Annotated in this window: 18 protein-coding genes; 8 read left to right on the top strand and 10 right to left on the bottom strand. The window is 55.1% G+C overall.

The genetic code is table 11. The features are described from left to right. Positions 1-34 precede the first annotated feature (34 nt). Positions 35-613, top strand: coding sequence for a TerD family protein (locus tag IJT02_05610; protein ID MBQ7544403.1), 579 nt, complete (start codon positions 35-37; stop codon positions 611-613). After that, positions 586-1,668 (top strand): TerD family protein, encoded by a 1,083-nt coding sequence (locus IJT02_05605; protein ID MBQ7544402.1) that lies wholly within the window; start codon positions 586-588, stop codon positions 1,666-1,668. Before IJT02_05610 ends, IJT02_05605 begins: the two co-directional genes overlap by 28 nt. 48 nt (positions 1,669-1,716) lie before the next feature. On the opposite strand, the gene IJT02_05600 is transcribed toward IJT02_05605, so the two are convergent. Next, the gene (locus IJT02_05600) at positions 1,717-2,433 is read right to left on the bottom strand and encodes a Bax inhibitor-1/YccA family protein (protein ID MBQ7544401.1); all 717 of its coding nucleotides are present in this window, start codon (positions 2,431-2,433) and stop codon (positions 1,717-1,719) included. 102 nt (positions 2,434-2,535) lie between these two features. On the opposite strand from IJT02_05600, the gene greA reads away from it, so the two are divergent. From greA to hemB, 3 genes are read left to right on the top strand one after another with little or no spacing between them, the layout of a single operon-like run. After that, positions 2,536-3,012 carry a transcription elongation factor GreA gene (gene greA / locus IJT02_05595; GenBank protein MBQ7544400.1) on the top strand — a complete coding sequence of 159 codons (477 nt, stop codon included), beginning with the start codon at positions 2,536-2,538 and terminating at the stop codon, positions 3,010-3,012. Continuing rightward, on the top strand, positions 3,009-4,001 hold the full coding sequence (locus tag IJT02_05590; GenBank protein ID MBQ7544399.1) for an SDR family oxidoreductase: 993 nt from the start codon (positions 3,009-3,011) through the stop codon (positions 3,999-4,001). Before greA ends, IJT02_05590 begins: the two co-directional genes overlap by 4 nt. After that, positions 3,985-4,956 carry a porphobilinogen synthase gene (gene hemB / locus IJT02_05585; protein ID MBQ7544398.1) on the top strand — a complete coding sequence of 324 codons (972 nt, stop codon included), beginning with the start codon at positions 3,985-3,987 and terminating at the stop codon, positions 4,954-4,956. The genes IJT02_05590 and hemB overlap by 17 nt, the downstream gene beginning before the upstream one ends. 35 nt (positions 4,957-4,991) lie before the next feature. Here hemB and IJT02_05580 read toward each other — a convergent pair whose 3' ends face one another. The 3 genes from IJT02_05580 to IJT02_05570 form a co-directional block, all read right to left on the bottom strand. Continuing rightward, on the bottom strand, positions 4,992-7,748 hold the full coding sequence (locus tag IJT02_05580) for a hypothetical protein (GenBank protein ID MBQ7544397.1): 2,757 nt from the start codon (positions 7,746-7,748) through the stop codon (positions 4,992-4,994). 86 nt (positions 7,749-7,834) lie between these two features. After that, on the bottom strand, positions 7,835-8,983 hold the full coding sequence (locus IJT02_05575; protein MBQ7544396.1) for an aldo/keto reductase: 1,149 nt from the start codon (positions 8,981-8,983) through the stop codon (positions 7,835-7,837). Positions 8,984-9,037: 54 nt separating this feature from the next. Further along, the gene (locus IJT02_05570; GenBank protein MBQ7544395.1) at positions 9,038-9,481 is read right to left on the bottom strand and encodes a MerR family transcriptional regulator; all 444 of its coding nucleotides are present in this window, start codon (positions 9,479-9,481) and stop codon (positions 9,038-9,040) included. A 130-nt stretch (positions 9,482-9,611) separates the two neighbouring features. On the opposite strand from IJT02_05570, the gene gatC reads away from it, so the two are divergent. The 3 genes from gatC to gatB are packed head-to-tail and all read left to right on the top strand — an operon-like array spanning position 9,612 to position 12,797. Beyond that, entirely contained in the window at positions 9,612-9,905 is a 294-nt protein-coding gene (gene gatC, locus IJT02_05565) for an Asp-tRNA(Asn)/Glu-tRNA(Gln) amidotransferase subunit GatC (GenBank protein ID MBQ7544394.1), read from the top strand. Position 9,906: 1 nt separating this feature from the next. Further along, on the top strand, positions 9,907-11,334 hold the full coding sequence (gatA, locus tag IJT02_05560) for an Asp-tRNA(Asn)/Glu-tRNA(Gln) amidotransferase subunit GatA (GenBank protein MBQ7544393.1): 1,428 nt from the start codon (positions 9,907-9,909) through the stop codon (positions 11,332-11,334). 2 nt (positions 11,335-11,336) lie between these two features. Further along, a complete protein-coding gene (gatB, locus tag IJT02_05555; GenBank protein ID MBQ7544392.1) occupies positions 11,337-12,797 on the top strand; it encodes an Asp-tRNA(Asn)/Glu-tRNA(Gln) amidotransferase subunit GatB in 1,461 nt (486 codons plus the stop codon). Positions 12,798-12,842: 45 nt separating this feature from the next. Here gatB and IJT02_05550 read toward each other — a convergent pair whose 3' ends face one another. The 6 genes from IJT02_05550 to IJT02_05525 all read right to left on the bottom strand — a co-directional run bounded on the left by IJT02_05550 (position 12,843) and on the right by IJT02_05525 (position 17,341). After that, on the bottom strand, positions 12,843-13,820 hold the full coding sequence (locus IJT02_05550) for a glycosyltransferase family 2 protein (protein ID MBQ7544391.1): 978 nt from the start codon (positions 13,818-13,820) through the stop codon (positions 12,843-12,845). After that, positions 13,786-14,262 carry a transcription antitermination factor NusB gene (gene nusB / locus IJT02_05545; GenBank protein MBQ7544390.1) on the bottom strand — a complete coding sequence of 159 codons (477 nt, stop codon included), beginning with the start codon at positions 14,260-14,262 and terminating at the stop codon, positions 13,786-13,788. Before nusB ends, IJT02_05550 begins: the two co-directional genes overlap by 35 nt. Then, the gene (locus tag IJT02_05540) at positions 14,255-14,701 is read right to left on the bottom strand and encodes a hypothetical protein (GenBank protein ID MBQ7544389.1); all 447 of its coding nucleotides are present in this window, start codon (positions 14,699-14,701) and stop codon (positions 14,255-14,257) included. Before IJT02_05540 ends, nusB begins: the two co-directional genes overlap by 8 nt. Positions 14,702-14,703: 2 nt before the next feature. Further along, on the bottom strand, positions 14,704-15,108 hold the full coding sequence (locus IJT02_05535; GenBank protein ID MBQ7544388.1) for an Asp23/Gls24 family envelope stress response protein: 405 nt from the start codon (positions 15,106-15,108) through the stop codon (positions 14,704-14,706). Between the two features lie 2 nt (positions 15,109-15,110). Next, positions 15,111-15,689 carry an elongation factor P gene (gene efp, locus IJT02_05530; GenBank protein MBQ7544387.1) on the bottom strand — a complete coding sequence of 193 codons (579 nt, stop codon included), beginning with the start codon at positions 15,687-15,689 and terminating at the stop codon, positions 15,111-15,113. Between the two features lie 86 nt (positions 15,690-15,775). After that, positions 15,776-17,341, bottom strand: a complete 1,566-nt coding sequence (locus IJT02_05525; protein ID MBQ7544386.1) for a hypothetical protein — start codon at positions 17,339-17,341, stop codon at positions 15,776-15,778. Positions 17,342-17,444 lie beyond the last annotated feature (103 nt).

The following is a 17,444-nucleotide window of genomic DNA, read 5'->3' as shown; positions in this document are numbered from 1 at the left end:
TGGTGAAAATTTTAGCATTCAGGGAGGATTATTCATGCCTATCAATCTCGTCAAGGGACAGAAAACCGACCTCACTAAGGGTAATGCCAGTCTCGCGAAGATTCTCGTCGGTCTCGGCTGGGACGTAAAGAAGTACGACGGAGGGTTTGACTTCGACCTCGATGCATCAGCCTTCCTTCTCGGCCCGAACGGCAAAGTCTCCAGTGATGCGGACTTCATCTTCTACCACAACCTCAAGCACTCATCAGGAGCAGTAGAGCACACCGGCGACAACCTCACTGGCGCAGGGGACGGCGACGACGAAGTTATACGCGTTGACCTGAAGAAACTTCCTCCGAGCGTGGACAAGGTAGCGTTCACCGTAACGATCTATGACGCTGACGACCGCAAGCAGAATTTCGGGCAGGTCGCCAACGCCTACATACGCATAGTCGATGAGGCAAGCGGCGAGGAGCTCATACGCTACGACTTGGGAGAAGATTTCTCTGTTGAGACAGCTATAGTTGTCGGAGAACTTTACCGCCACGCAGGCGAGTGGAAGTTCAACGCGATCGGCTCGGGCTTCAAGGGCGGACTTCGCGCGCTGTGCCTGAACTTCGGAGTGAACGTGTGATGCAGGCGGAGAAGGGATTCCGCACAAAGCTGAGCAGTTTTCTTGATGCCGGGCAGCCAGTGGACGTGAAGATGTCCGTTTCCGGGTCGGGAAAATACGAGTGCAAGTGCTGGTTCATCAGCGATTCCGGGAAGGCTGAAGAACACGGCATGACGTTCAGGCTCACGGATATTCCTCCCGCAGTGTCTCACGTGCTCTTCACCGTGAACGTACTCTCCTCCGGGACAATGCGTGATGTCTCGTCGCTGAACCTCTCGGTGAGCAACGCCCTGACGCTGCAGCTCACGGGGGCGGATTTTCACGATGAACGCGCAGTTGTTGCCGCAGAGCTCTACCAGAAGGGCGGGGAATGGCGTTTTGCCGCGACAGCTTCCGGCTTCAACGGCGGAATGAGCGACCTCATGAAGGAATACGGCGTATCGATGCCTTCTCCTGCTTCCCCTCCTCCGTCAACAAAGCCCGTCGAACTCCGCAAGGGTCAGAAGGTGAACCTCGAGAAGCCCTCCGGCGAAATCATCATCAACCTCAACTGGCACAAAGGCACGGCCAGCAAGGGGCTTTTGTCCTCGCTGTTCGGCGGGGGAAAAGGCGGCGCGATAGACCTCGATCTCGGCTGCCTGTTCGAGCTCAAGGACGGCACTAAAGGAGCAGTTCAGGCACTGGGCAACAGCTTCGGTAGTCTGGAGTACCCTCCTTTTGCGGCACTTGACGGCGACGACAGGACGGGCGATGTTGCGGGCGGAGAGAACTTGCGCGTCAATGGCAGGAAGATTCGCATGATACGCAGGATTCTCGTGTACACGTTCATCTACGAGGGAGTTGCGAACTGGCAGGAAGCTGACGGCGTGGTTACGGTGAAGTGTCCGGGCAACAGGGACATCATCGTGAGGATGGACGAATACGGCGCGAAGGGGAGGATGTGCGCGATCGCGATGCTGGAGAACGTCAACGACTCGGCCTTCAGCGTGGAGAAGCTGGTGCGGTTCTTCAGCGGCCATGAGCAGATGGACGAGGCATACAGCTGGGGCTTGCAGTGGGTTCCCGGCAAGAAGTGAGCGAAAAAAATACCCCCCGCACTCAACGCAGGGGGTAATTGTTAGCTGTTAGTCTCTGTGTTTCCCGAAAAGTTTCACCAGGTACAGGAAGAGGTTGATGAAGTCAAGGTACAGGTTCAGCGCACCGAGAACAGCAATCTTCCCGCTCATTGCTTCGTCCCGTCCCTCGTATGATGCTGCGAGAGCCTTAATCTTGGACGTGTCATACGCTGTCAGTCCCAAGAAGATAATTATCCCGAAGACGCTGATGTACATATCCGCTATTGATGACCCAAAGAACATATTAATCATTAGCGCGGTAATCAGCCCGAACAGTCCCATTGTGAGGAAGCTCCCGAAAACTGAGAGGTCTCTTTTCGTGTAGATTCCGTAGATGCTCATTGCACCGAACATTCCGGCGGCGGAGAAGAAGGCTTTGGCGACTGACTCCTGAGTGTAGACCAGAAGCACCGCCGAGATCATGAGGCCGTTGATGATGCTGTAGATGAAGAAGAGGGTACGTGCGCTTTCCGCCGAAAGTTTGTTGATGCCCGCGCTGATACCGAAAACCAATGCCAGCTCCACGAAAACAAGTATCAGCATCGGTGCTCTCGACGAGAACAGCAGGCGAATCATGAACTGGCTTGAGGCTGTGAGGTAGGCGGCAAGAGCAGTAAGGATGAGGCCGGCCGCCATGTACTGATAGACTTTCCTGAAGAGGGCATTGACTGCATCAACGGAGTCCAGCCCTGCGGAATACGGAGCATAATTCTCGAACTGTGCCATAAAACATTACGTCCTTTCATGTTAGGGTAAACTATATTCTATAATATCCACGCAAAAATTTTATGATGAAGGTGAAGTATTTTGCCAGCAAAGAAAACAGAGATGACCCGCAGCGGTTACGAGCGTCTAAGCGAAGAGCTCACTAACCTCCGCACAGTGAAGCGTCAGGAAATTGCGCGCCAGCTTGAAGAGGCACGCGCATTCGGAGACCTCAGCGAGAACGCGGAATACGCCGCCGCCAAAGACGAACAGAGCAAGCTCGAGAACAGGATAGCTGACCTCGAGAAGATTCTGGGGAACGTAACGGTAATAGACGACGACAAGCTCGACACAACCCGCGCAGGCGTGGGGCTGCGAATCACTCTTGAGGATCTCGACGCGGCGGGCAAGCAGTACACGTATGACCTTGTGGGCTCGGAGGAATTGTCGGGAGCAGCAATGTCCTCTGACGGCATTCAGCGAATCTCGCAGAGGAGTCCTGTGGGGCAGGCAATCTCTGGACACTCAATGGGGGATGAAGTTCTGGTGAAGACTCCCAGAGGCACGAGGAAGCTCCGCATACTCGCCATCAAGAAATGACACGTTACCCGGAAATTCTCTCAGGCCTCATTGATGCTCCTCACCGCTGGCTAGTTACCGGCGCGGCAGGGTTCATCGGCTCGCACCTGACGGAAGCTCTGCTGTCTCTTGGCCAGGAGGTTGCCGGTCTCGATGACTTCAGCAGGGGCAACATCGCCAACATCAACGCCGCCTTGAAGGCTTCGGGCGGGGAAGGTACGTTCATGTTCCTCGACGGGAGCATAACGGACATCGACACGTGCCGTGAAGCTGTGAGCGGGTGTGATTACGTCCTGCATCATGCTGCTCTTGCGTCAGTCCCCGAGTCTCTGGCTGAGCCCCTGCATTACCACGAAGTCAACGTGTCCGGCTTCGCGAACATCCTTCAGGCCTCCCGTGAAGCGAACGTCAAGCGCGTGGTTTATGCATCATCAAGCGCGGTCTACGGTGATGATGAGACCATGCCGAAAGTCGAAGCAGTAACGGGAAAATCACTCTCACCCTACGCGATGACGAAATACATCAACGAGATTTACGCGGAGTTCTTCGCGCGGGTGTACGGCCTTGAGTGCGTTGGCTTGCGGTACTTCAACGTTTTCGGCCCGAGACAAGACCCTAACGGTGCATACGCGGCGGTTATCCCGAGATGGATTGACGCTGTGAAGGCGGGCAATGTCCCGGTGATCTACGGCACTGGCGAACAGACACGGGACTTCTGCGCGGTTCAGAACGTCGTGAAAGCGAACATCCTTGCGGCACTGAGTTCTGGTGTGTCGGGACAAGTCTTCAACGTGGGCTGCGGAGTACGTACGAGCCTCAACGAGCTGTTAGGGAAAATCTACGCTGTATTTGCGCCCGGAACACCGGCCAAGTGCTCGCATGAACCGGCAAGGGACGGAGACATACTTCATTCTTCCGCGTCAATAGACCTCGCTGAAAGAATCCTGAAGTTCACGCCGTCAGTATATCTTGAGGAAGGACTGAGGATTATTCATGATTATACGGCCTAGAAGGCTGCGCTTAACACAGTCAATCCGCGACATGGTGAGTGAGACACGGTTAGCCGCGTCAATGTTCGTGTACCCTGTCTTTGTGCGCGAGGGACACAACATCATCGAGGACATTCCCGCGATGCCCGGCCAGAAACGTTACAGCCCCGACACCCTGCCGCGAGTGCTCGAACGTGCGGCGAGTTCACGCATCGGCGGCGTTCTGATGTTCGGGATACCCGAGCACAAGGACGAGTGCGGAAGTTCCGCGTGGGACGAGAACGGAGTGATCCAGCAGGCGATACGCACGGCCAAGCGCGAATTTCCTGAGCTTACGGTAATCGGCGATGTCTGCATGTGCGAATACACCTCGCACGGACACTGCGGGGTAATCCGGGACGGTTACGTGGACAACGACGAGACGCTGAAGCTGTTATCGCGCGTCGCAGTCTCGCAGGCGGCGGCAGGTGCGGACATCGTAGCTCCTTCCGACATGATGGACGGACACACCCGCGCAATCCGTGAAGCCCTCGACGCAAACAGTCTCCACAACACAATCATCTTCTCTTACGCGGTGAAGTATGCCTCTGCGTTCTACGGGCCGTTCCGTGAAGCGGCGGGTTCTGCTCCGGCTTTCGGGGACAGAAAGACCTACCAGATGGACTCGCGCAACGTAAGGGAAGCCGTCAAAGAAGCACAGCTTGACGTTGAGGAGGGGGCGGATATGGTCATGGTGAAGCCCGGCCTGCCGTACCTCGACGTTCTCAAGACCGTAAAGGCGGCGGTGAATGTTCCCGTCGGGAGTTACTGCGTGAGCGGGGAATACTCGATGATTAAGGCGGCGGCAGCTCAGGGATGGCTTGACGAGAGAAGGGCCGTGCTTGAAGCCGTAACGTGCATTGCGCGGGCGGGAGCGGACATCATCATCACGTACCATGCGCCCGAAATTGCTGCGTGGCTGAAGGACAGGGATTAGGGAGCAGCTTCACCCCCTAACCCCTTGCGTTGTTTTTACTGTGCTAGGACGTTCATTATTGACTGCGCGTTCTGGCTCGCCTGTGCAAGCATTGAGCTGCCCGTCTGGTTCAGTATCTGGAACTTTACGAACTCCATGTATTCCGTCGCCATGTCAGCATCAGTTATACGGCTCTCTGATTCCTGAAGGTGAAGCCCCGTCTGCTGGAGGCTGTTGGCGTTGTACTCGAGCTCGTTCTGGTACGAGCCGACGCGTGAACGCTGTATGCCTACCTTGTGGATTGCGGCATCAAGAAGAGTCAGGGAGCTTGCAGCACTTTCGCGGGTCAGAACGTCAACCCTGTCAAGCCCGAGTGAAGCTGACCTCATGTCTCCTATGCTGATATAGATGTCCTCGCCTTCTCCCTGCCCTATCTGGAATGACGTGCTCCTGTCAGAAACATGTATGGTCGTAACGTAAGCACTTTTCTCGCTGCTTAGGACGTAACTCTTGGTCTTCTCGTTCCACGATGCGCTGACGTTGGCCATCGGGTCAAACTCTATGCTTGCATTAGAACCGAGCGCGCCGACTAGGACGTTGCCTTCACATTCCATGTTGCTGGCTATAACACTGCCGGTGTGCGCGTTGAACACTGAGGCCGTAAACACGTTCTCTGCGGCTTCCTGAATCGTGTTGAGCCCGAGCGCGTTGATGAGGTCGTTGCTCTCGGCAGAGAACTTCAGCCTTCCCGCTTCTCCGGCGACAGCAGAACGGATCAGCAGAGTACCTCTCTCCGTGTAGCCCACAAGATCGCCTTCTCCGTCAAGCTCTATCGGTTTGCCGAACTTGTCGAGCTCGAGTTTGCCGTCAGCGTTCCTCTGGTACTTGGGCTGGTAGACTGCATCAGCTTCGCTCCTCACTGACTCTGAGGTGTTCTTTGTGCCGTCGGCAACTGTGCAGAAGTGCTCCCTGCTGTCTGTGTACTGCGCCTGTCCGAGACCGTCAGCAATCGCGTCATTAATCTTCTTGGCCGCCTCGCTGATTGTGTCAGAGCTGTACAGCGTGAAGGATGTCGTCCTGCTGTTGCCCTGAGTTATCGTGATGGTCTGAGGTTCGGTGAGCATGAAGCGTGATGAAGCGTCGTAGAACTGCGAAATCTCGGCAAGTGTCGTCTCGCGGATACGTACCTTCTTGATTAATGCTTCTGTGTCGTTGTCGTCAAAGAGGCCGTTGAGCCCGCGTCCTATAGGTTCAGTGTTTCCGTTCTCCGTGTCAATCCAGCCGTCAACGGTCAAGTTCGCTTTGGCTTTGTCGGTGATGAGAATCTTTCCGCTGTTGCTTCCCGTTCCTCCTCCGATTGCCGCGCCTCCGCCTGTACCCTGCGCGTTCACCGTTCCGCCGGAGATTACTATCTGGTCAACATTGCTGTATTCGGTCGTGCGTGAACCTGCTCCGCTCCCGATGCCCGCACCGCTTCCGTTGCTCTTGGCCGTAACGTCTCCGCCGTTGATGGTTACATTGACGTGTGAGCCGGGCCTGTTGAGGTAGCTGCTGGAGTATCCGCCTCCTCCTATACCTGCGCCCGGACCTTTGGCTGTAGCGTTGATTGTTCCGCCGGTTATCGTTATCCCGCCGACAGAACCGCACCATCCCGAAGGAGACATATCTCTTGAGGTGTAGCACGCTCCTCCTATGCCGGCCGCACATCCGCTCTCGCATGATGCATTCAGCGTTCCTTCTTCAGAGCCGTACCCCGAAGCACTGTTTATTGTCAGCGAGCCCTTGCTGCCTGTCGAAAGCACATCCTGAACCTGCAGGCCTGAAGCATCGTAACCGCTCTTGAGGGTGTTCGTTCCCGAAAGGTACATATCAACCGAAGCTCCGCGTATGTCGAAAGCTGATGTGTAGCTTGTCGCACTGACATCGATATTGACATCATTAAGGAACACAGTAGCTTTCACGCCCTCTTTGACTTCAACCCTGTTTGTGGTAACGGAATTTGTGCCTACAATGCTATATTTCCCGTCGCCCGTTATGCTCAAGACTCCGCCGCTGAAACTCCAGCCGTCCCCTGAAGTTGCGCCGGACGAGCTTACGCCGGTCTCTATGTTTATCTCTTCATTAGGTTTGGCTGGAACTTTCGGCTTGACTTCAGGAGTTGGAGAAGTTGAAGGTGTCAGAGGGACACGCACTGTCTCGGTCTCCATGTACTCTTCCGCAACTGTCAGGCTGAAGATGTTCGTCTTCTGGACTTCTGCCTGTCCGGCTTTGGCTTTGACCTCTATCCTGAAGTTGCCCTCAATCGGCTTCCTCTGGCCGAACGGGTCTATCTCCGTGAGCGCGCCCGTAACCTTCAGCTTAGTTGTCGCGTCGTTCGATGACCAGATAGCCGACGAACTCCCGTCAAGAAGTCTCTTGCTGTTGAATGTCGTGTTGCTCGCTACGTTGTCGATGTTCTTGCGCAGTTCCGCGATCTCGAGCTGAAGATAGCTTCTGTCCTGTGTGGTAAGGGTATCGTTGGCTGCCTGCATTGAGAGTTCACGCATTCTCTGAAGCATTGAGTTGATCTGATTGAGGCCGCCTTCTGCCGTCTGGAGAAGAGAAATCCCGTCCTGTGAATTGCGTATCGCCCTGTCCACGCCCGCCGCCTGCGCTGACTTGCTCGTGCCTATCGCAACACCAGAAGCATCATCAGCTGACACAGCCGCTTTCAGCCCCGTAGAGAGTGCCCGTGCTGTCCTCTCAAGGGCTTGGTTTGTGGAGGTCAGGGCGTTGTATGCCATAGTGATTGTGTGTCTGGTATCTATCATCATGATAGAAAAATCCGCCTCCTGCATTAACGAAATGGAATCCTTAATCACAGTTTCGGCGGATAACGGCAATATTTTTACGTTACGTTTTACAGCCCGAAGACTTTTTGTGCCCGGCTCATGTTCGCGCGGACTTTCACCTTGAACGGGCATCGCCTCTCGCACAATCCGCACCCTACGCACTCTCCGGCGTGGTGCTCAAGGACTGCGTAATGTTCCCTGACTGTCTCGGGCACAGACTGTCCTGCTTCTGCGAGGTTCAGGAATTTCGTTACGGCGGCAATGTCTATCTTCTTCGGGCACGGTGCGCAGTGTGAACAGTACATGCAATGACCTTCCCAGCTGATTTTCGGGAATGAAGCCAGCGCAAGTGCGTAATCCCTCTCACTTGCCGGTGCTTCCTCGTAGGCCGCAGACTCCTCGAGCTGTTCGACGCTGTGAGCTCCGGCCAAGACACACGCAACCGCCGGACGCGAGAGCGCGTAAGCTATGCACTGGTTGACGGTGAGTGCCGCGCCTGCGGGGGACAGTTCAGCGTTGAGGAGGTCTCCGCCGCCGAAACACTTCATGACGGTTATTCCCACGCCCAGAGAAGCGCAGGTCTCGTAGAGCTTCTGGCGTTCAGGGTTCATGTTCGTGAGGTGCTCTGCGTATTTCTCGTCAGCCCAGAGGTCTTCAACGTCCTCGCTTGCTGGCTGAAGGTCGTAGCACGGATTCACGCTGAACATCAGAACCTCGATGCTCCTGCTCTCAACAGCCTTCAATGCTACCTGCGGATTGTGGCTGCTCAGGCCGATGTGCTTTATCTTTCCGGCGGTTTTGAGTTCGCGCGCGTAATCAAGAATGCCGTTGCTGATGATGGTCTCCCAGTCATCGAGAGCGTCGCAGTAGTGAATCATTCCCACGTCAATGCACTCAACACCGAGAAGACGAAGCGAGTCCTCAAAAGCTGCCTTGACCTCTGGAAGGTTGCGCGAGCGTTTGTACTGCCCGTCCTGCCACACTGAGCACAAGTGAGACTGTATGATGAACTTCTCCCTTCGTCCCTTGAGTGCACGTCCAATGGCTGAACGCAATTCCGGCTTCGGCGAGTACAGGTCGAAATAGTTGATGCCCTTTGCCTCTGCAACGTCAAACAAACGTGCGCACATCGTGCAGTTGTCTTCGTTCATGCCCTCGCAGCCTAAAGCTATCTCGCTGACCTTCAGGCCTGTTGCTCCCAAGTCGCGGTAAATCATAGTTATTCCCCCTCACGGAAATTTTCCGGCCATTATAGCGGGTTGAAGGGCGGGTTAATCAATGTGCCCCTGAAGCTGAGCGCGTGCCTTCCTGAACTTTTCGGGAACGTCAGAGTCTTTGACTGCTGATTCATTGCCGGCCTCGCAGGCCTGTTCGTAGTACCAGCACTTGTATTCTATTATGCCCAAGACTTCCTGAAGCTCTGCCATCTCCTGCTGTAGGAGCTCCCTTCTTCGGCGGAATATCTCCAGCCTTTCGGTGAGGGCGGTTTCTCCCTGCCCTGACAGGTCAATGAAGTGCTTGATGTCCTTGATGGACAGTCCCGAGCGTTTGAGGCAGTCGATGAGCCTGAGCATACGGTAATCTTCCTCGCTGAAGATGCGTATATTGTTCTGGTCGCGCCTGAGGTTAGGCAAAAGCCCCTGCTTGTCGTAATATCTCAGCGTTGAGGCAGGAAGGCCGGTAAGTTCGGACATCTCCTTTATCGTGTAAGCCATTTGTTTACCTCCTGAATAATGCTTTGTCCCGATAATTTTACCGCCTCAGCAAAGCACAAGTTCTCCTCACACTCACACTGATATAATACACACCGAATTTATCCCATTACGACAAAGGAGAGTTAATTTCGTGATACTTACCAGCGAACAGGTAAACGAGATTGCCCTAGAGTCCCGCCTCCTTCTCACGGAACAGGAACTCGCAGGCGCAACCCGTTACATCAACAACTTCCTTAAGGTGCTGGACAGCTTCAGGGAGCTCGACCTCAAGGACGTAGAGCCTTTCAGTTTTGCCGAAGCCATCGAGTGCCCGTTACGCGACGACAAGGTGATACCGTTTGCGGACACAGAAGCAATCCTCCACGAGAGCGCGCATGTAGACGGCTCATACTTCAAAGTTCCCAGAATAATGGAGGGCGAATAGCATGGAACTGTACGAACTGAATTTACATGACGCAATACAGGGCTTGAAGGACAGGAAATTTTCTGCCGCAGAGTTATGGGCATCCTGCAAGGCAAGAATTGACACGTTAGAGCCGGAGATTCACGCCCTAATCACCCGCACCGACAGCAACCCTCCCGCAGAGAGTGCCGGACTCCTCGCCGGAATCCCCACAATCCTGAAGGACAACCTCTGCACTAAGGGTATCCGCACGACAGCCGCGAGCAAGATTCTCGGGGACTGGCGGCCTCCGTACGACGCAACTGCATGGAAGAATCTTCATGAGGCAGGAGCTGTCCTTATGGGCAAGGCGAACATGGACGAGTTCGCGATGGGCAACACGTGCGGAAATTCCGCCTTCGGCCCGACGCACAACCCTAACGACATTTCGCGCGTTCCCGGCGGCTCAAGTGGCGGAAGTGCAGCGGCAGTGAGTGCGGGCTACGTTCCGTTCTCGCTCGGGAGCGACACGGGGGGTTCAATTCGTCAGCCTGCGTCTTTCTGCGGAGTTTACGGCCTCAAGCCCACTTACGGAATGGTGAGCAGGTACGGGCTAATCTCCTACGGCTCGTCGCTCGACCAGATAGGGCCTTTCGCGCGCACGGTGAGAGACCTGCAGATAGTTATGTCGGTTATTTCCGGCCATGACCCGATGGACTCCAGCAGTTTCCGCGACAAGGATCATGATTTCACGTACCGCGAGGATGTCAGCATCAAGGGTAAACGTGTTGCACTGGTCAAGGAGTTCCAGAGCTTCACGCTTGATGCCCCGATAGCCGACGCACTCACGAAAACGAGGAAGGTTCTCGAGGAACAGGGAGCAGAAATCGTTGAAGTCTCACTGCCTGTGGTCTCGAAGTACGCGGTCGGGTGCTACTACGCTCTTGCGATGAGCGAGGCACACACGAACCTTGAACGTTACGACGGGGTGAGGCTGGGCTACACGGTGAAGGACGCGGCGGGCATCAAAGAGATGTTCGAGCGCGTGAGGTCTGAGGGTTTCGGTGCGGAAGTGAAGTCGAGAATCATAGCTGGTACGTGCCTCACTGAGCCTACACGCTGTGAAGAATACTACGTTGCGGCGACAAAGGTACGTACTCTGATTGCTCAGGAGTTCGCGCGCGCGTTCGGAGAGTGCGACTTCATCCTTCAGCCTGCAAGCCCCAACATGGCGTGGAAGATTGGCGAGACGGACGACGACGAGATGAAGGGTTACGAGGCTGACCTGTACACCCTGCCCGTGAACTTGGCCGGACTTCCCGGACTGTCATTCTTCACGGGTTACGCGGACAAACTTCCCGTAGGCCTCCAGCTCATAGGCCCGAGATGGAGCGACCCCGCACTTCTCGACGCAGGGATAATTCTTGAACGGCATTTAGGCTCGCCGAAGATTGCGAACGGAGGAAAGTAGACATGCCCGAACTGACATTTACGCCCGTAATAGGGATTGAGATACACATAAGGCTTAAGAGCGACTCAAAACTTTTCTGCTCATGCTCGACGGACACTGACGCAGCACCCAACACGAACATCTGCCCTGTGTGCATGGGACTGCCCGGAACTCTGCCGCACCTTAACCACAGAGTTGTAGAACAGGGAATGCTCGCCGGTTTCGCTCTGAACTGCGGGATACGCCCTAAGTCATTATTCTTCAGGAAGTCGTACTTCTACCCTGACCTGCCGAAAGGCCATCAGATAAGCCAGTGCGACCTTCCCATAACAACATCAGGGTACATTGAGGTTCACGATGCCGACGGAAACCTGAAGAAGATCCGCGTTCACCACCTTCACCTTGAAGAGGACGTAGGAAGCCTTCACCACAGCGCGTCAGACGGACGGCTTGAGGGAGCATCGACATCGTACGTGGACTACAACCGTTCTGGTACTCCTCTTGCGGAAATAGTCTCTGAGCCCGACGTGGCTTCTGCGGCTGAGGCTGTGGAGTACGTGATGACGTTGAGAAGAAGGGTAATCTACTCGGGAGCGTCTGACGTTGAGCTCGAAAAAGGAATGATGCGCTTTGATGCTAACGTCTCGATGAAGTGTTCTGACGGACGCTGGGGGCACAAAGTAGAAGTGAAGAACATGAACTCCTTTAAGGCTCTCGAGCGCGCGATAGAGTACGAGATTAAGCGTCAGAAGAAGATAATGCTTCAGGGCGGAGAGGTTAAGCAGGAGACCCGCCACTGGAACGACGCGAAGGGAATCACGACAGCCTCGCGCGTCAAGGAGTTCTACAGGAAGTTCATCGTTGAGCCGGATCTTCCTCCTCTGTTCATCGACCAAGAATGGATTGACCGTGTGGCCGCAAGAATGCCGGAGATGCCGGATGTCCGCGCCCGCAGGTACGTTGCTGAATGGGGAGTGCCGCAGGAAGTTGCGGATGTCCTCACCGACGACAAGAACTTAGCCGACTACTTTGAAGCCTGCGTTAATGCCAGTGCAAATCCTGTGAGGGCTGCGCACTGGGTGAGGACAGAAGTTCTGCGTGTGCTGAACGAACGCGGCGGCAAGATAGCGGATTTCACGGTGAGGCCGGAAGTTCTCGCGGAGGTAGTGAAACGCGTTGATGACGGGAAGCTCTCTACGACTCAGGGCAAGGAAGTTTTCGACCGCATGTGCGCGGACGGTTCAAGCCTTGACGACGCGATAAAGGCTCTGGGAATCACTGAAGGCGGAGTCGCCGGGAGTGCGCTCGCAGAGATAATCGCGAAAGTTATTGCGGAGAACCCCGACGTTCTGGAGGAGATTCGTTCAGGACGCGACAAGAAGGGTAAGAAGCTGAAGTTCCTGCAGGGTCTCGTGATGAAGGAGACTAAGGGACAGGCCAAGCCTCAGGAAGTTGCGGAAGCTGTTGCGGAAGCTGTGAAGTAAGAAGCGTTATCCCCCTGCTGTGATGACGGCGGGGGGAGTTATTCCTCAGAGAAATAAAATCTTGAGCAGAAACATGAACTTCTCGAACCCCATGTACACGTCAGAATAGCCGCTCCTGAAAAAAGCTGGTATCCTTGCGAGCCTGCGCGATCCGAACATCGCAATCCAGTTATCGATAACCTTCAGCCTGTCCGGCGGTATGTCATTAAGCAGCCTCTCACGGAGAAGAACATACTTTTCGCCCTGCAGACGGAACTTGCGGCTTGAGTGCTGCCACTTCTTGAACGGATGGCCGATTATGCTCCACACAACTTTGAGTTTCCTGAAACGTATTTCTTGCCCAGTGCCGACAACGTTATTGCTGTGCTGGCGGTACTTGACGAGAGCCTCAGGCACTTGGCGTATCACTCCGACGGATGCGGCACACAAACCTACCCACCAGTCATGGAAGTCTATCGCTTCGCTGTACCCGCCGAGTTTTCTGCACAGCTCACCGTTGAGCATCTCAGTGCACCCGCTTATACAGTTGACAATGAGGAGCTGCCTAAGGCTGTAACGCTCGCTCTGTATGTTGATGCCGCTGAGGCCGTCAATGCTCTGCAGGTTCTCGTCAACGATGTCTTTTCCGCAGAAGACCAGCACGGCTTTGTCCGGGTTCTCATGCTCTGTCTGCTTCATGCTCTCCAGCATAATCTCCAGCTTTCGCGGCAGCCACACATCATCCTGATCACAGAACATCACATAATCTGCCCGTGCGTGTTCCAGCAGCGCGAAGAAGTTACGGCAGAAGTTCCCGCCGCCTTTGTTGTCATGAACTACCTCGATCTTGCCCGGATACTTCCGAGCGTACTCCTCGATGATTGCAGGTGTGCTGTCAGTCGACCCGTCATCACGGATAAGCAGCCTGAAGTCCTGAAACGTCTGGTTGAGTATCGAGTCTATCTGCTCAGCGATATATTTCTCGCCGTTGTACGACGCAAGCAGTACGTCAATCTCCGGCATCCGTGCTCTCTCCTTCTTCACCGAAGTATTTTGCTGCCTTGTGCATAACACCATTCACGAAGCGCGGCGAGTCCTTGCTCCCGAAATCCCCCGCCAAGTTCACAGCCTCGCTTATCGCCGACCTCACGGGAAGGCTCTTCAGCATGAACCCTTCAAGCACCATGAGCCGCAGTATCGTCCTGTCAACGCTCATCATTCTTTCGGGCCGCCAGCCGGTAACTACACGCACAAGCACCCCGTCAATCTCGTCCTGCTTCTCACGGACTTTCGCGGCAAGCTCACGGCATCGCGCCTTGACCTCCGGCTTGTCGTCCTGCGCAACATCCTCGAGGCTCAAGAAACGTTCCAGAGCTTCAGCAAAATCCTGCTCCGGGTAAACATCCAGCGAGTACAGGAACTGAACCGCCAGCTCCCTCGACCTGTGCAGTGCCCCGAACTTCCTGCCTATGTACTTTCTAGCCATTACGCGCCCTCCTGAACAGCAACCCCAAACCGTAAACGCCGAACCACGCCGCAGCTCCCCAGAATGCCGCCCAGAAGAACCCCGCCGTTCCCGCCGTAACCAGCACAGCCGTGCACACAGCAGCACCAGCCCACACGTAAGGATTCCGCGCTATGACGGCAATGCTGCGCTCGGGTGCCGCCCACACAACGGATGCTTTTATGCCCATCGGCTTAAGGACAGCAGGAAAGTTCTTCTCCACGTTCTTCTTTGTCTCGGGGGTTACATCCTCTTCGGAAAGCACTATGCTCATCTCCGCGTCATCCTTCCGGCCGGACGGGTGAAGCGTTATGCCGTACAGCCTCAGCTTTGACCTGAGAACCTCGTCGGCAAACTCTCTCAGGCCGGAGCTGGATACCCTTATCCTTCCGTGAGATGTATTCTTCCAGAGAAAGTACATCGCTAGTCTTCCTCGTCGTCGGGTTCGCCGGTCTCAGTGTCTATATCGAGCCGGAAATTGTCCCCAGCCTCCGCAAAGATGCCCTGGACATTCACGTTCACAGCCCTAACGCCGTAGCCCGTGTAGCGTTCAAGGTTGTCCTTGATCTTCTCCTGAACGTCCCACGCGAGGTCAGGGATTCTCTGCCCGTACTTCACCAGAACGTACGCATCAATGTCCAGCACTCCCTGCGACTGCTCTACCGAGACGCGGATTCCTGCGTTTCTGCGGCCGAGCCCGAACTTCGAGCCGATACGCTCGACTGTCTTTATGCCGGATATTCCCTCGATGGTTTTGCGGGCAAGCTCTGCTATTACGTCTTCGGAGATGTGGATTGCTCCGCCGTTTGCCGGTTTGTCGTCAGGCAAGATCAGTTACCCTTTTTCGCGCGCTCAAGGTATGCGCCGGTTCTGGTGTCCACCACGATGTCTTCTCCCGGCTCAACGAACACGGGCACGGTTACGACGAGGCCGGTCTCGAGCGTTGCGGGTTTGCCTCCGCCGGTTACTGTGTCGCCCTTGAAGGCCGGAGGTGTGTCCACTACCTTCATCGTTACGCTCTTGGGAAGCTCGATGCCCATAACTTTGCCCTCAAAGTACTCGAGCTGAATCTCTATGTCGTCAACAAGATACTTGGCCGCATCTCCGAGCACCTGAGGGGAAAGCCTCATCTCCTCGTACGTCGCAAGGTCCATGAACACATAATCCTCGCCGTCCCTGTAGGAGTACTGCGCGGGCTTGTCCTCGTAGATTATGCGCTCGAACTTCTCGCCGGGCTTGAAGGAGTTCTCAACGATTGAGCCGGTCTCTACGTTGCGGAGCTTCGTGCGGACGACTGCGCCGCCTCTGCCCATCTTGTGGTGGTCATACTCTACTATCTCCCATATCCCGCCCTGCCAGCGGAACTTCAGGCCAACGTAGAAGCTGGTAGTATCTGCAACCTGTGCCATGAATAAATAAACCTCCTGAATCTTTCTTGGATGGCGATATTATACATGAAAAAAGGAGGCCTGCTGTTCCCTGCCTCCCCTGATGGCTATTTCATGTCGAGAATGTACGGCGTTACTAGCATCACTGCCTGCGTCTTGTCCCTGTTCTTCGAACGGTACGTGAAAAGCTCTCCCAAAAGCGGAATGTCCCCGAGAACAGGTATTTTGTTCTTGATGTTGTTGTTGATGTCCTGGAACAGCCCTCCAACGACGAACGGCATTCCGTCCCGCACGCGTATAGTCGTCTCTACGTTGCGGTCTGTCGTGATTATGTTGCCGTCGCTGTCGCTGCCGAGATAGTCGCCGGTGTTGATGGTTATCTTCAGGTTGATGTAGCCGTTGTCCTCGATCTTCGGGGTAAACTTCAGCTCAGGGCCGACCTCTGTTGTTGACCACGTGGGATTTCCGCTGTCGTCGCGTCCCGCAGAGTACATGATGTCCTGCTTCAGGGTTATCGTCGCTTCCTGCCCGTCGATGGCTATAACGCTGGGGTTGGCGATCGTCCTGCCCTTGTTGCGCGTCTCGAGGGCACTGAACGCCGCCGTGATGTACCTGTCCAGCGCGGAACGTCCCTGACTGTACGTATAGTCCTCGAACGTCAGAGTTCCCGTGCCTGTTGCCGGGTTGCTGAGCAGGCTCCACTTGTCGTAGACCATGTTCAGGCTCTTCTGCACGTCCTTTGTTGCCGCGTCGCTGAACTCGAAGATGCTCGCACGTATCATGACCTGCCGGGCGGGCGTGTCTATCCTGCCGATGAGGTCTTCCACTTCGTCCATCTTGGCCGGATTCGTGTTGACGTAGAGCGTACGCATCCTCTCGTCAATAACTATCTCGCTTGCCTGTATTCCCGTGAGTGTCTGAAGCATCGTGCTCACCGTCGCAGGTTCGGCGTAAGCTATCCTGAACGTCTTTATCTCCCGCGCGCCGGAGAGCTTGTACAGCCCCTCCCGTGTCCCGAATGCCGTGATGTTCGGGCCGTAGTTGTAGCACGCGAGGTCATAAGTCCGAAGCATGTAGTTCATGATCTCGTCGATCCTTACGTCAATGAGCGTCATAGTAACCAGCGTGTCTCTCGGGAACGAAGCATCAAGCACGATGTTCCTGCCGAGTGCCGCCATGAACAGACGGAACACATCCTGAAGCTCTGCCTCTCTGAACTCTATTGTCGTGCGGGTCTTTGCCGTGAAAGGAAGTGAGGTTGTCGGAGCGTTGGCCAGAAGTTTCGGCGGAGGGGAAAACACGTCGGGAAGTGCCTGCGATGAAGCATCGGCCTGAACCCGGAAGCTCCAGCCTCCTGCCGTGCGCGAAGCCTTGTGTATCTTCAGCGGATAGCTCGCGTCAAGCTGAATGGAAATCTGGTCGCCGGAAAGATTCTCGATCTCGAAATTGTAGAGCATCGGCACGCTCTCCAGACTGTCCGAAACCTGCGAGGCAATCTCTTCGGGGTTCGAAGCCCTCGCACCGTCGAAGAATATCACCAGACTGTTATTGTCGGTCTCCGCTTCGGGGCGGGGAAGTTTTTTGCCGTTGAGCCTGATGATAAACTCGTTCATCCCGAGCTGGTAGATGCTGCAATCAGTCAGCAGAGGCCCGGTGTACTTCTCCTCCTTCACGGCAGCAGACGAAAAGGCGCACAGACACAACACCAACAGAACAACGCAAGAACAGACTCGTTTACGCACGGCCACATTCACTTCACTTTTTAACGAATTTTTA

The organism is Synergistaceae bacterium (genome assembly GCA_017450125.1).
Taxonomy (GTDB): Bacteria; Synergistota; Synergistia; order Synergistales; family Aminobacteriaceae; genus JAFUXM01.
The sequence above is the reverse complement of the archived record's forward strand: the minus strand, read 5'-3'. Positions and strand labels throughout refer to the sequence as shown.

What these genes read in the sequence shown, in the direction of transcription:
- IJT02_05610 (MBQ7544403.1), top strand. Translation starts at nt 35, where the DNA reads ATGCCTATCAATCTCGTCAAGGGACAGAAAACCGACCTCACTAAGGGT.
- IJT02_05600 (MBQ7544401.1), bottom strand. Translation starts at nt 2,433, where the DNA reads ATGGCACAGTTCGAGAATTATGCTCCGTATTCCGCAGGGCTGGACTCC.
- greA (MBQ7544400.1), top strand. Translation starts at nt 2,536, where the DNA reads ATGACCCGCAGCGGTTACGAGCGTCTAAGCGAAGAGCTCACTAACCTC.
- IJT02_05590 (MBQ7544399.1), top strand. Translation starts at nt 3,009, where the DNA reads ATGACACGTTACCCGGAAATTCTCTCAGGCCTCATTGATGCTCCTCAC.
- hemB (MBQ7544398.1), top strand. Translation starts at nt 3,985, where the DNA reads ATGATTATACGGCCTAGAAGGCTGCGCTTAACACAGTCAATCCGCGAC.
- IJT02_05580 (MBQ7544397.1), bottom strand. Translation starts at nt 7,748, where the DNA reads ATGATGATAGATACCAGACACACAATCACTATGGCATACAACGCCCTG.
- IJT02_05575 (MBQ7544396.1), bottom strand. Translation starts at nt 8,983, where the DNA reads ATGATTTACCGCGACTTGGGAGCAACAGGCCTGAAGGTCAGCGAGATA.
- IJT02_05570 (MBQ7544395.1), bottom strand. Translation starts at nt 9,481, where the DNA reads ATGGCTTACACGATAAAGGAGATGTCCGAACTTACCGGCCTTCCTGCC.
- gatA (MBQ7544393.1), top strand. Translation starts at nt 9,907, where the DNA reads ATGGAACTGTACGAACTGAATTTACATGACGCAATACAGGGCTTGAAG.
- gatB (MBQ7544392.1), top strand. Translation starts at nt 11,337, where the DNA reads ATGCCCGAACTGACATTTACGCCCGTAATAGGGATTGAGATACACATA.
- nusB (MBQ7544390.1), bottom strand. Translation starts at nt 14,262, where the DNA reads ATGGCTAGAAAGTACATAGGCAGGAAGTTCGGGGCACTGCACAGGTCG.
- IJT02_05540 (MBQ7544389.1), bottom strand. Translation starts at nt 14,701, where the DNA reads ATGTACTTTCTCTGGAAGAATACATCTCACGGAAGGATAAGGGTATCC.
- efp (MBQ7544387.1), bottom strand. Translation starts at nt 15,689, where the DNA reads ATGGCACAGGTTGCAGATACTACCAGCTTCTACGTTGGCCTGAAGTTC.